The 12,711-nt window shown below is 66.1% G+C and carries 10 protein-coding genes; 6 read left to right on the plus strand and 4 right to left on the minus strand.

Going from position 1 to position 12,711, the window contains the following annotated elements; all coding sequences use genetic code 11:
• Positions 1–7: 7 nt before the first annotated feature.
• Positions 8–979, minus strand: coding sequence for a Zn-ribbon domain-containing OB-fold protein (locus ACFWU2_RS03725; RefSeq protein ID WP_378600966.1), 972 nt, complete (start codon positions 977–979; stop codon positions 8–10).
• 90 nt (positions 980–1,069) lie between these two features.
• Between ACFWU2_RS03725 and ACFWU2_RS03730 the strand changes: the two genes are divergently transcribed.
• Positions 1,070–2,107 carry an LLM class F420-dependent oxidoreductase gene (locus tag ACFWU2_RS03730; protein WP_378600969.1) on the plus strand — a complete coding sequence of 346 codons (1,038 nt, stop codon included), beginning with the start codon at positions 1,070–1,072 and terminating at the stop codon, positions 2,105–2,107.
• 22 nt (positions 2,108–2,129) lie between these two features.
• On the opposite strand, the gene ACFWU2_RS03735 is transcribed toward ACFWU2_RS03730, so the two are convergent.
• Both ACFWU2_RS03735 and ACFWU2_RS03740 read right to left on the minus strand, forming a co-directional pair.
• The gene (locus tag ACFWU2_RS03735) at positions 2,130–3,659 is read right to left on the minus strand and encodes an AMP-binding protein (protein ID WP_378600972.1); all 1,530 of its coding nucleotides are present in this window, start codon (positions 3,657–3,659) and stop codon (positions 2,130–2,132) included.
• 170 nt (positions 3,660–3,829) lie between these two features.
• Positions 3,830–4,663 carry a crotonase/enoyl-CoA hydratase family protein gene (locus ACFWU2_RS03740; RefSeq protein WP_378600975.1) on the minus strand — a complete coding sequence of 278 codons (834 nt, stop codon included), beginning with the start codon at positions 4,661–4,663 and terminating at the stop codon, positions 3,830–3,832.
• Positions 4,664–4,743: 80 nt separating this feature from the next.
• On the opposite strand from ACFWU2_RS03740, the gene ACFWU2_RS03745 reads away from it, so the two are divergent.
• Positions 4,744–6,402 (plus strand): acyl-CoA synthetase, encoded by a 1,659-nt coding sequence (locus tag ACFWU2_RS03745; protein ID WP_378600978.1) that lies wholly within the window; start codon positions 4,744–4,746, stop codon positions 6,400–6,402.
• Positions 6,403–6,413: 11 nt separating this feature from the next.
• On the plus strand, positions 6,414–7,526 hold the full coding sequence (locus ACFWU2_RS03750; RefSeq protein WP_378600981.1) for an NAD(P)H-dependent flavin oxidoreductase: 1,113 nt from the start codon (positions 6,414–6,416) through the stop codon (positions 7,524–7,526).
• A gap of 51 nt (positions 7,527–7,577) precedes the next feature.
• Here ACFWU2_RS03750 and ACFWU2_RS03755 read toward each other — a convergent pair whose 3' ends face one another.
• Positions 7,578–8,159 carry a TetR/AcrR family transcriptional regulator gene (locus ACFWU2_RS03755; RefSeq protein ID WP_378600984.1) on the minus strand — a complete coding sequence of 194 codons (582 nt, stop codon included), beginning with the start codon at positions 8,157–8,159 and terminating at the stop codon, positions 7,578–7,580.
• Between the two features lie 259 nt (positions 8,160–8,418).
• On the opposite strand from ACFWU2_RS03755, the gene ACFWU2_RS03760 reads away from it, so the two are divergent.
• From ACFWU2_RS03760 to ACFWU2_RS03770, 3 genes are read left to right on the plus strand one after another with little or no spacing between them, the layout of a single operon-like run.
• Positions 8,419–10,206 carry a multicopper oxidase family protein gene (locus tag ACFWU2_RS03760; protein ID WP_378600987.1) on the plus strand — a complete coding sequence of 596 codons (1,788 nt, stop codon included), beginning with the start codon at positions 8,419–8,421 and terminating at the stop codon, positions 10,204–10,206.
• On the plus strand, positions 10,203–11,387 hold the full coding sequence (locus ACFWU2_RS03765; RefSeq protein ID WP_378600990.1) for an alpha/beta hydrolase: 1,185 nt from the start codon (positions 10,203–10,205) through the stop codon (positions 11,385–11,387). Before ACFWU2_RS03760 ends, ACFWU2_RS03765 begins: the two co-directional genes overlap by 4 nt.
• Positions 11,384–12,670: an oxygenase MpaB family protein gene (locus ACFWU2_RS03770; protein WP_378600993.1), complete on the plus strand. Its 1,287-nt coding sequence runs from the start codon at positions 11,384–11,386 to the stop codon at positions 12,668–12,670. The genes ACFWU2_RS03765 and ACFWU2_RS03770 overlap by 4 nt, the downstream gene beginning before the upstream one ends.
• Positions 12,671–12,711 lie beyond the last annotated feature (41 nt).

The raw sequence follows: 12,711 nt of genomic DNA on the forward strand, positions 1-12,711 counted from the left end.
GACGCTCCTAGAGGTGGTGTTTGAAGGTGTCGAACTCGGCGTCGGGCTCGCCGGTCGGGCGGAAGTATTCGATGTTGCGCAGGGTGTGGTCCCACTCTTCCCGCGGGCGCCACTTGGCCTCGACCCGCATTCCCATGCGCACTTCGGAGGCGTCGCACTCGAGGATGAGGTGGAGGAACGGGATGTCGGCACCGTCGAGCAGCACATATGCGGCGACGTAGGGAGGCTTGATCTGCTGGCCCATGAACGGCACGTTGACGATGCAGAACGTCGTCACGGTGCCCTTGTCGGGCAACTCGACCGGTTCCTTGGTGGGGACGCCGTCGGTGGGGCTCGCACCGCGCGGCGGCACGTACACCTTCTCACCGGGGCCCGTGCGGCCACCGATGATCTTGCCTTCCTTCAATCCTCGGAGGTACCAGGATTCTTCGGGCGACGCGCTGTGCCGGTAGTGCAGGTCGACGGGAGTGGTGATCATCGAGACGGGCTCGCCGGGCTCTGACGGTGTGTCCGTGGTCGCTTCTCCGGGCTCGAAGGCCGCGATGTCGTGGATTCCGCCGGTGCGCTCGGACGCCCAGCGGACCCGGACGCGCATTCCGGTGTCGATGTCGTCGGGGGACGCGACGTCCACTGCGTGGAGCATCGAGGTATCGGCACCGTCGAGGCGGATGAGGGCCCATGCGAAAGGCCGGTCGAAGGGTTGGCCCGGCAGCGGGTCCGCGTTCCACGTCCAGCTGACGACGGTTCCCGTCAGGCCCACCTCGACGAAATCGGTGAGCGGTTCATGAGTAACGGGGTCGTATTCCGGGGGCGGGACGAAGATCCTGCCGTCGGATCCGCGCGCACCGACGATGCGTCCGTCGCGCAGTCCGGTGACGAACGCGCCGACGGTCGGCCCGGTGGATCGTGTGTAGTCGAACTTCAGATTCAGCGGTGCATTCAGCGGTGGCTCGGCGACCGCACTCTTTCCCAGGCTCACAAGTTCGAGTAGAACAGGTTCTAGTGTTGCTGGCAAGGGTACCGTGTGATCTGCACCTTGCCGCGCTTGGTTCGACCCGAAAGGCGTGCAATGAAACTGGGACTGCAACTGGGATACTGGGGTGCGCAACCCCCGGGCAACGGACCGGAACTCGTTGCAGCAGCCGAAGCCGAGGGGTTCGATGCGGTGTTCGCGGCCGAGTCGTGGGGTTCGGATGCGTTCACCCCGCTCGCGTGGTGGGGGTCGTCGACCGACCGGGTGCGGCTGGGCACCTCCGTCGTCCAGATCTCGGCACGCACGCCGACCAGTTGCGCGATGCACGCGCTGACCCTCGATCACCTGTCGGGCGGCCGGCACATCCTCGGTCTCGGTGTATCCGGTCCGCAGGTCGTCGAAGGCTGGTACGGCGCGCCGTTCGAGAAGCCGCTCGCGAGAACCAGGGAGTACGTCTCGGTCATCCGTCAGGTGCTGGCCCGTGAAGCGCCGGTCACGAGCCCGGGGCCGCACTATCCGCTCCCGTACACCGGAGCCGGTGCCACCGGACTCGGGAAACCGCTCAAGCCCATCACCCACCCGCTGCGTTCGGACATACCCATCTGGCTGGGCGCCGAGGGTCCCAAGAATGTCGCACTCACCGCGGAGATCGCCGACGGGTGGCTCGCCATCTACTACACGCCGCGGCTCGCGCCGATGTACAACGAATGGCTCGACGAAGGGTTCGCCCGTGCCGGGGCACGTCACACGCGCGAGGACTTCGAGATCGCCGCGACGTGCCAGGTCGTGGTGACCGACGACCGTGAGGGCACGGTCGCCGCGATGAAACCGGTGACGGCGTTGTATGTCGGAGGGATGGGAGCACCCGAGCTGAACTTTCACGCGCAGGTGTACCGGCGCATGGGGTACGGCGACGTCGTCGACGAGGTCACCGAACTCTTCCGTGCCGGCCGCAAAGACGAAGCAGCCGCGGCGATTCCGGACGAGATGGTGACCGAGACGATGATTGTCGGTGACCTGGCGGAGGTGCGCGACGGGGTGCGCAGGTGGGAGGACGCCGGCGTCACCATGTTGCTCGTCTCGTGCCGCGACGCCGCCCAGATCAAGGAGCTGGCCTCGGCCGTGCTGCAGTGACCGGGCGGCTGTCGCTCGCACCTCAGGAGGTGTAGGCCGCCTTCAGCTTCCCTTTCACGAGCTTGCCCGTGGGAGTGCGGGGAAGCCGGTCGACGAAGTCCACCGACCTCGGCACCTTGAAGTGCGCGACCCGCTCTCGAACGTAGGAGAGCAGTTCCTCGGCGAGCTCCGGGGATCCGGTGGCCTCCGGCGACAGTTCCACCACCGCCTTGACCTCCTCGCCCATCTCCGGGTGCGGGACGCCGATGACGGCGACGTCGTCGATGGCCGGGTGGAGCGCGAGGACGTTCTCGATCTCCTGCGGATAGATGTTCACGCCGCCGGAGATGATGGTGAAGGACTTGCGGTCGGTCAGGTACAGGAACCCGTCCTCGTCGAGGTACCCGAGATCGCCCACCGTCGTCCACGTGGGATGCTCGGGATGCTGTGCGGTCGAGGTCTTCTCGGGATCGTTGTGATAGGTGAAGGGCACGTGATCGGCTTCGAAATAGATCGTTCCGATCTCCCCGGCTGACAGCACCGTGCCGGCATCGTCGCAGATGTGGGCAGGGCCGATGACGCTCTTGCCCACCGAGCCGGGATGGTCGAGCCATTCCTGGCTGTTGATGAACGTGATGCCGTTCGCTTCGGTCGAGCTGTAGTACTCGTAGATCACGGGGCCGAGCCAGTCGATCATGGCGCGCTTGACGTCGGGTGGGCACGGCGCTGCGGCATGGATGAGCACCCGCAGGCTCGAGAGGTCGTGGCGGGCTCGGATCTGCGGGTCGAGTTTGAGCATGCGCACGAACATCGTCGGGACCATCTGGCCCGCGGTCACGGAGTACTCCTCGATATGGCGCAGCGCGGTCTCGGGGTCGAACTTCGCCGCGAGCACCACTGTTCCGCCGAGTGCGTGGACCGCCGCACCCCAACGTAGGGGCGCGGCATGGTAGATCGGTGCGGGGGAGTAGTAGACGTCGGCGTCGCTGATACCGAACATGTACTGCGCCACCATCACCAGCGATTCACCGGGTTCGTCCACGCGGCGGTCGGGCAACGGCGGCTGGATCCCCTTGGGGAATCCGGTGGTGCCCGACGAGTAGAGCATGATCGCGCCGGACGGTTCTTCGTCGAGTCGTGGTCCGGCGCTCGCGATCGCATCCTCGTACGACTCGAAGCCGCGGACCGCGCCGCCGAAGGCGAGCCGGGCCGACCGGGCGGCAACCGTATCTCCGACGTGTTCGGCCAGGTCGCCGAGAGTCGCCGAGACGACGAGCGCCTTCGCGCCGCTGTCCTCGACGATGTAGGCGACTTCACCGGCAGTGAGATGGCTGTTGACCGCCGTGATGTAGAGCCCCGAACGCAGCGCTGCCCAGAAGACCTCGAAGGCTTCGACCCGGTTGTCCGTGAGCAATGCGACGACGTCGCCCGGCCGGAGTCCCGCGTCGTGCAGTACCCGTGCCAGTGCCGCCGAATGGTCGTCCAATTCGCGATAGGTCAGGCTGCGGTCGCTGTCGGCGAGAACGACAGCGACTTTGTCGGGTGTGGTGCGCGCGTGGACGCCGGGGTACATGGGGCTCCTTACCGCCTGCACCAACAGTGCAGGTCTGTGTCCTGGATCACAACGGAAGGTAACAGAGCCTGGGGTTTCGATGTGGCCCAGGTCTCACAGGTGTGTAGTGCTGCACGCATGGGCGCGCCCGCGCACGGGTGCGCGGGCGCGTCGCTGGGTCGGTGCGGGAGTCAGGCTCCGGTGAACTTCGGGGGGCGCTTCTCGGCGAAGGCACGGGGACCTTCTTTTGCGTCGGCACTCTTGAAGACCGCGGCACCGAGTTCGGCGTCGATCCGGAACGCCTCTTCCTCGTGGAGGCCCTCGGAGTCGCGAATCGTGCGCAGGATGGCCTGGACGGCGACCGGCCCGTTGTTCGCGATGGTCTCCGCGATCTCGAGTGCCTTGTCGAGTGCGGTGCCGTCGGGGACCACGTAACCGATGAGTCCGATCTCCTTGGCTTCGGCCGCCTTGATGTGCCGGCCGGTGAGCAGAATGTCCGCTGCGATCGTGTACGGAATCTGGCGGACGAGACGCACCGCGGAGCCGCCGAGGGGGAACAGTCCCCACTTCGCTTCGGAAACACCGAATTTGGCGCTTTCCCCGGCGACCCGGATGTCGGTGCCCTGCAGGATTTCGGTGCCACCCGCGATGGCCGCGCCTTCGATCGCGGCAATGAGAGGCTTGGTCAGTCGCCGGCCTTTGAGGAGGGCGGGCAAGCGGGACAGGTCCCAGCCGCCGCCTTCGAACTTGTCGCCCGGTGCCGACTGGTTCATGGCCTTGAGGTCGGCGCCTGCGCAGAACGCGCCGCCGGCGCCGGTGAGGATCGCGACGCGGATCTCGGGATCGTTGTCGACTCGATCCCAGGCGTCGGACATGATCGCCATCATTTCGCCCGACAACGCGTTGCGTGCCTCCGGCCTGTTGAGCGTCACGATGAGAACGTGACCGCGTTGCTCCACGAGGCAGTGGGGAGCGCGGGACGAAATGTCCGAATCGGCTGCGCCGGGGGCTGCGGGAGAGGACACTGGAGGACTCCTGGCGGGTGTTGTGAAATAGGTCTCAGTAAAGCCTTGTCAATAACGGTAACACGTTCTACTTTTGTGGCGTGCCCCTTAACATCGCAGACCTCGTCGAGCACGCAATCGACCTCGTTCCCGACCGTGTCGCACTGGCCTCGGACGGGAGAGAGGTCACCTACGGACAATTGGAGGAACGAGCCAACCGACTCGCCAACTACCTGGCCGAACAGGGTGTGAAGCCAGGTGACAAAGTCGGGATCTACTCCCGTAACACCATCGAGGCCGTCGAGGCGATGGTTGCGGTGTTCAAGATCCGGGCCGTCATGGTCAACATCAATTACCGGTATGTCGAGAACGAGTTGCAGTACTTGTTCGACAATTCCGATACGGTCGCGCTCATTCACGAGCGCCGTTACTCGGACAAGGTCGCCAACGTTCTGCCCTCCACTCCGCTGGTCCAGACCGTCGTGGTGATCGAGGACGGCACCGACGGCGACTTCTCGTCGTACGGAGGGGTCGACTACGAGACCGCGCTCGCCGGGAGTTCGGCCGAGCGCAACTTCGGTGAGCGCAGCCCCGACGACCTGTACATGCTCTACACCGGTGGCACCACCGGCCATCCCAAGGGCGTCATGTGGCGCCACGAGGATGTCTGGCGCGTGCTCGGTGGCGGCATCAATTTCATGACCGGCGAGTGGGTGAAAGACGAATGGGAACTCGCGAGGCAGGGTGCCGAGAACCCCGGGCTCGTGCGGTATCCGATTCCCCCCATGATCCACGGCGGCGCGCAGTGGGCGCTGTTCCAGTCGCTGTTCAGCGGCGGCAAGGTCATCATGCACCCCGAGTTCTCGGGCCACGAAGTATGGCGGATCATCGACGAACACAAGGTCAACGTCATCTTCATCACCGGTGACGCGATGGGCCGCCCCATGCTGGACGCACTCGAAGAGGGCAACCCGAAGACCGGTCGGCCGTACGACCTTTCGACCCTCTACGCGATGGCGTCGAGTGCCGCGCTGTTCTCGCCTTCCCTCAAGGACCGCTTCCTGGAACTGCTTCCCGGCAAGGTGCTCACCGACTCGATCGGCTCGTCCGAGAGCGGGTTCGGCGGTCTCGGAATCGTGGAGAAGGGCAAGACCCGCGGCGGCGGCCCGACGGTGAAGATCGACGAGTCGACCACGGTGCTCGACGAAGACGGCAACCCCATCGCTCCGGGTTCGGGGCAGGTCGGGCTGATCGCGCGCAAGGGAAACATCCCCTTGGGCTACTACAAGGACGAAGAGAAGACGAAGGCGACGTTCCGCGAGTACAACGGCGTCCGGTACTCGATCCCCGGTGACTACGCCCGGGTCGAGGAGGACGGCACGGTCACGATGCTCGGGCGCGGTTCGGTCTCGATCAACAGCGGCGGCGAGAAGATCTATCCGGAAGAGGTCGAGGGCGCGCTCAAGCTGCACCCGGCGGTGTTCGACGTGCTCGTGGTCGGCGTGCCCGACGAGCGATTCGGCGAACGGGTCGCCGCGGTGATGGCACTTCGGGAGGGCCACACCGCGACTCTCGAGGAACTGGTCGCGAGCGCCCGCACCAAGATCGCGGGATACAAGGTGCCGCGCAGCGCATGGTTCGTCGACGAGATCAAGCGCTCGCCGGCGGGCAAGCCGGACTACCGGTGGGCCCACGAGCAGACCGAAGCGCGCCCCGCCGACGAGCATTTCACCACGAGCGCTTCCGGCGCGGTGGGCTGAGAGGCAGGGACATGCAGACCAGCCTCGGCCGGAAGTTCGGAATCGACTATCCGATCTTCGGGTTCACTCCCTCCGAACACGTCGCCGCGGCCATCAGCCGCGCCGGCGGACTCGGTGTCCTCGGATGCGTGCGCTTCAACGACGCGGACGAACTCGACGCCGTCCTGACCTGGATGGACGAGAACACCGACGGCAAGCCGTACGGCGTGGACATCGTGATGCCGGCCAAGGTGCCCACCGAGGGCACCGCGCTCGATCTCGACAAACTGATCCCGGCGGAACACCGTGCGTTCGTCGACCGGACCCTCGCCGAACTCGGTGTTCCTCCGCTGTCCGATGACGTCGAGCAGGCGAGCGGTGTACTCGGCTGGCTGCACTCGGTGGCGCGCTCCCATGTCGACATCGCTCTGGGGCACAGGATTTCGCTGATCGCGAATGCTCTGGGTTCGCCCCCGAAGGATGTCATCGACCTCGCTCATGAGAAGGGGGTGCCGGTCGCGGCACTGGCGGGGGCGGTGGAGCACGCGCGCCGGCACGTCGAGAACGGTGTCGACATCGTGATCGCCCAGGGATACGAGGCCGGGGGACACACCGGCGAGGTGGCGTCGATGGTGCTCTGGCCCGAAATCGTCGACGCCGTCGGTGATTCCGCATCGGTACTTGCCGCGGGAGGCGTCGGGTCCGGCAGGCAGGTTGCGGCCGCACTGGCGCTGGGTGCCGAAGGAGTCTGGATGGGCTCGTACTGGCTCACCGCCGCGGAATACAAACTCGGTTCCGCGGCCGACGGCCCGTCGTCGATCCAGCGGGCACTGCTCGGTGCGACGTCGTCCGACACGGTGCGGTCGCGCATCTATTCGGGCAAGCCGGCGCGACTGCTCAAGACCAAATGGACGGAGGCGTGGTCCCGACCGGACGCACCGGCGCCTCTGCCCATGCCGCTGCAGAACATTCTCGTCAGCGAAGCGCACCAGCGTATTTCGGCCGCGGACGATCCCGAGGTCGTCGCAATGCCGGTGGGCCAGGTGGTGGGCCGGATGAACGACATCCGTCCCGTCGCCGACATCATGAACGAACTTGTCACCGGCTACGACCAGGCGGTCGATCGTCTGAACGAAGCCCGATAGTCCGGGGGGTGGCACTGTGCCCGGGAGGTGAATCCTCCCGGGTACAGTCGTCTACTTGCGGACCAGAATCGTGAGCAGTGCCTGAATCTGCTCGACCGTGGGGGAGGGCAATCCGTCGCGGCCGTACACGAATCCGATGCCCGCGTACACCAGTGTCCCGGCCCGGACCCGGGCCTCGTCCTTGTCGAAACCGAGTTCGAGGAATGCGTTCTCGATCACCGTCATGATTCTCTGGTCGAGGGCGCGCACGGATTCGGCGACCTGCGGGTCGCTCCGCGCCCACTCGCGTACCGCCACCTCGGCCTCCCACGCGCGGTCGTCGACGAGCATCGTGCCCATGCGTGTCAGCCGTTCCCGGACGGGTAGTTCTTCCACGCTCGTCAGGCCGCGGGCGGCGTCGTTGTCTTGTGAGGTGTACCGGGTGGCGATGGCCTTCATCAGGTCGTCGATGTCGGTGAAGTGCCAATAGAAACTGCCCTTGGTGACACCGAGTTCGTCGCACAAGCGGGAGATCTTGACGGCATTGCGGCCTTCGGTGACGAGCAACTGCAACCCGGCCGCGGTCCAGTCGTCGAGGGAAAGCCGGGGGCGCCGGCCGGACCGCGAGCCGTCCTTCGTAGGTTGCTGCGCCACGGGGTCGTCACCTCTTGTCTCTCGCTGTACGCGTCGAGCCTACATGTCACCGGATACGAGAATGTGGGCCGGCGATACCGCGGAACGCGAGCGGGGATCGAACAGCGTTCCAGCACAATGCAATACAGATCATCATGTCTACTAAGCGATCGCGGCGAGGGTGGAACGTTCGACCACACCATACCGTATGGTATTGTGATGGCGATCACGGAATGTGCTCCCACTTCGGCTGCGGTCGCGTGAAACGGAAGCCTGGTCCATGCGGAATATCAGTCGCAGAACTCTTCTCGCCGGAATCGCGGCCGGCGCCGGCGCAAGTGCGCTGGTCGGCGGGCGCGCGTTCGCCGACAGCCCCGACCTGCCCCGTCCCATGCTTTTCCCGTCGCCCCGGCTGACGCCCTTCGTCGACGACCTCCCCGTCCTCCCGAGGCTCGAGGGCTCGTCGCTGAGGATCGATGCGGTGAGCGCGACCCACAGCTTCCATCGCGACCTCGCGCCCGGTCCGACCCTGGCCTACGGAAACAGCACGTATCTCGGTCCGGTGATCACCGCGCACCGCGGACAGGAAACGACGATCGAATACCGGAACCGGATCACGGTGCATCCGTTCGCTGCCGACGTCGACACCACCCTGCACGGACTGAGCGAGCGGGACCGCACCGACGTACCCACATCGATGCACCTGCACGGCGGCGTGACGCCACCCGAATTCGACGGTCACCCTCAGAAGATCGCGCGACCGGGAGAGGGATCGACGTACCGGTTCCCGAACAGGCAGGATGCCGCCGGGCTGTGGTACCACGACCACGCCATGGCCGTTACGCGCCTGAACGTCTATGCCGGGCTCGCAGGTGTGTACCTGCTCCGCGACGACTACGACACCGGAGAACGCGGCAACCCGCTCGGATTGCCGGCCGGGGAGTTCGAACTCGAACTGGTGCTGCAAGAGAAGATCGTCCACGGAGACGGACGGCAGAGCATCCGCTCCACCCCGATCGTTCCCCAGGGCAGATGGGAAGGCGGCGCGGTCGGCGACGTTGGCGTCGTCAACGGCAAGATCTGGCCCGAGGCCCGGGTAGCACGGGGCCTCTACCGAATTCGGCTGTTCAATGCCGCGTCCTTCAGCGTGTGGGATCTGCGTTTTTCCAACGGCATGCCGTTCTGGGTCATCGGGATGGAAGGCGGACTGCTCGACGCTCCCGCACCGACCACCCACGTACGGCTCGCACCGGGCGAACGTGTGGACCTCCTGGTCGACTTCGGCACTCTCGAGCCCGGCGCCACCGTCGAACTCCGCAATACCGAATCGGCCGCACCGCAAGCCGCGCAGATCGGTGCTGTGCACATGCCGGTGTTCCTGCGTTTCCGGGCCGAGGCCGCGCGCGGCTTCACCGGACCGGTACCGGACCGACTGCGCGGCGGTACCGGGCAACCCCCGATCGTGGGAGCCACCCCGGAACCTGCGCACATTCGCCACGTGTCGCTGAGTCAGCCGTCGGACGTGCGGCTACCCCCATCGATCATGTCGCTCAACAATCTCAGGTTCCACAGCGAGGACATCGAGATGCCCCGGCAGGGCACCGTCGAGCAGTGGAACATCGTCAACGCCACACCCGACCCGCACCCGATTCACCTGCACCTCGTGCACTTTCGAGTCGTGGGACGCCAAGCGATCGACACCCTCGCGATGTGCGCGCGGCAACCACAGCCGCCGATCGGCACCAAGTGGACCCCCGACGCCGATCCGTTCGTCGTGGAACCGCTGCGCGGTCCCGAGCCGTGGGAGACCGGATACAAGGACACCGTGATCTGTGATCCGAATTCGGTGACCCGCATCGTCGCGTACTTCCCGACCGCCGACGAACTGGGTTTCGATCCCGACGCGACGTTCCCGGCGGCAGTCGGCACCGCTGCGACCGAGAGTGCCGGTCACCACGGGCACACCGGGCACCAGGACGCCCACCGCTTGCAGGGCTACGTGTGGCACTGCCACGTCCTCGACCACGAAGACCACGACATGATGCTCCAGTATCGGACGGTGCGATGAACCCCACGACAGGCAATGAACCGCGCGACCACTTCCAGCGCATTCCCTACCAACCGGCGACGGACGGCCGCATCGAGATGCACTCCGGTCTCAGCCGCCACTATCCGACGCTGCACGGCAACCTCGTAGCGGCACCCGGATACTCACGCGAGGTCGGCGTGATCATGTGTCATCCGGCGTCGAACTTCCTCAGCCACTTCCTGCTCCGCGCGTTCGCCGGCGCCGGCATCCCGGCGATGGGCCTCAACACCCGGTATGCGTCCAACGAACCCGCGCTCATCATGGAGCGCGCCGCGTTCGACCTCGGTACCGGCGTGCGATGGATGACGGACGAACTCGGTTTCGAGAAGGTGGTGTTGCTCGGGTTCAGCGGCGGGGGTTCGCTGGCATCGTTCTACCAGTCGCAGGCGGAGAACCCCACGGTCACGCAGACCCCCGCCGGGGATCCCGCCCCGTTCGCCGACGCGAATCTGCGCCCGGCCGATGCGCTGCTACTCGTCGGAGCGCATCCGGGACGCGCGCGGGTGCTGCGGCACTGGATCGACGGCGCCGTCGTCGACGAGGCCGACCCGTATGCGACCGATCCCGACCTCGACCTGTACGCGCCGGGCCGGACGGTACCGCTCGACCGGGAGTGGGTCGCCCGCTACCGCGACGCGCAACTCGCCCGGATGCGCCGCATCGACGCGTGGGCTCTCGGGCAACTCGACGAGCTGAACCGGGTGGGCGCGTCCGACCGTGGGTTCGTGGTGCATCGCACCGTCGGAGATCCGCGGTTCGTGGATACCACCCTCGACCCCTCGGACCGGGAAGCCGGCAGCATGTACGGCGATCCGGCTGCGGCGAACACCGCCGCCGGAGGGCTCGCCCGATTCGTGACGGTGCGCAGTTGGCTCAGCACGTGGAGCGTGGACCACACCAACGCCGACGCACTGACCGATCTGAACAACGTCACCGCACCGACTCTGGTGATGAGCCTGCTCGGCGACCAGGCCGCTTTCGCCGAGGACTCCCGGCTGATGCGCGATGCCCTGCCGGGCGAGGCGGAACTGATCGAGATGCGCAACCTCAACCATTACCTGGTGGACCAACCGGGGGGCCTTCACGATGTCGTGAGCCGTCTGACCGGATGGATCCGCCGCACGGTGACAGACGACCGAGCCGAGGAGGCATCGGCATGACCGGAACACTGGAAACACTCGCATCCGGGAAATCGGATACCCCGGACCGCTGCCCGAGCGCGTTCCCCTACTGGAACGCGAAGGCCCGGCCCGGTGTCCGGCGGGTACGGGGCTTGATCCGTTCGGTGACGGGTTTCGACATCCTTCCCACCGACGAGCAGGCCCGCGCACTGTGCAACGACCTCTACAGTGGCGACCCCACCGCGGAGCGCTTCGTCGCTGAGGTCTACCACGGTGACCTCGGCCCACAGGAGGCCCGCGCACTGCTCGATCGGGCCCTGGCGGAGGGCATCGACTCCGTTCCCGAGGCACCCGACGCGATGAAGGCGTTGTTCGACGAGTTCGAGACGGTCCCCGAATGGGTGCAACCGGAACTCGTGGAACAGGGCGCCGAAATCTGGCGGCGCTGGGGCACGATGCTGTTCAGCTTCGCCGGTGCGGAAACTCTCGAAATCTATACGGAATCCGCTGTCGCGACACCGCTCTCGCTCGCGGGCGGTTACGCGGGCGACAACGCCCTGCGCCGATTCCTCGAAACCTCGCGGTTCTGGATCGACGTGTCCGAGCCCGGCGCGCTTCTCACCCCCGGATCGCGCGGCCGGGCTACGGCGCTGAAGGTGCGGATCATGCATGTCTCCGTACGTGCCCGCGTGGCCGGGCACCCCGAGTGGGACGCCGCCAAATGGGGACTTCCCATCAGCCAGACCTACATGCTGCTCACACTCATCGCGGGCAGCGTGACTCCGGGCCTGGCACTGTGGACTCTCGGCTACCACACAACACCGCGAGAAATACGGGCGCTCATCCACTTCCAGAAATACATGGGCTATCTCCTCGGCGTGCGGACGACCTGGTACCCCGAGACGATCGGCGACAGCGTGCGGACGCTGCTCACCACCGTTGTGTCGCGGTCGTACGACTCGGGGGAGTACGGCAAGGAACTCATCGAGTCGTACCCGCAGGCGTTCGCTCCGCGAGACGGGCAACGCGGTCTCGCCCTGCTCCGTGCGAAATATAATTTCCGCATCAACTCGGTGTACTCCGCGATGTTCATGTCACCCGGCACCCGGCGGAAATACTCGATGCCGAAGGTATTGCCGTGGATGCTCATCCCGGTCGTGCGGTTCCCGCTGATCACGCTCATGGAACTCGCCCGGCGGTTCGTGCCGGGGGTGAGCACGCTGCACGAGAAGATCATGGTCGTCCATCGGGAGAACTGGTACCGAGCCCAAATGGACGGCCGCGAAGCGCAATTCGACGCCAGCGGCGCGCTGCGTCGTTGATCGGAAATGCGATCGAGCGGGCGGCTCGATCGCACAGTGTG

It is taken from the genome of Rhodococcus sp. NPDC058639 (genome assembly GCF_042717545.1).
Lineage (GTDB): Bacteria > Actinomycetota > Actinomycetes > Mycobacteriales > Mycobacteriaceae > Rhodococcus.

What these genes read in the sequence shown, in the direction of transcription:
- ACFWU2_RS03730 (WP_378600969.1), top strand. Translation starts at nt 1,070, where the DNA reads ATGAAACTGGGACTGCAACTGGGATACTGGGGTGCGCAACCCCCGGGC.
- ACFWU2_RS03735 (WP_378600972.1), bottom strand. Translation starts at nt 3,659, where the DNA reads ATGTACCCCGGCGTCCACGCGCGCACCACACCCGACAAAGTCGCTGTC.
- ACFWU2_RS03750 (WP_378600981.1), top strand. Translation starts at nt 6,414, where the DNA reads ATGCAGACCAGCCTCGGCCGGAAGTTCGGAATCGACTATCCGATCTTC.
- ACFWU2_RS03760 (WP_378600987.1), top strand. Translation starts at nt 8,419, where the DNA reads ATGCGGAATATCAGTCGCAGAACTCTTCTCGCCGGAATCGCGGCCGGC.
- ACFWU2_RS03765 (WP_378600990.1), top strand. Translation starts at nt 10,203, where the DNA reads ATGAACCCCACGACAGGCAATGAACCGCGCGACCACTTCCAGCGCATT.
- ACFWU2_RS03770 (WP_378600993.1), top strand. Translation starts at nt 11,384, where the DNA reads ATGACCGGAACACTGGAAACACTCGCATCCGGGAAATCGGATACCCCG.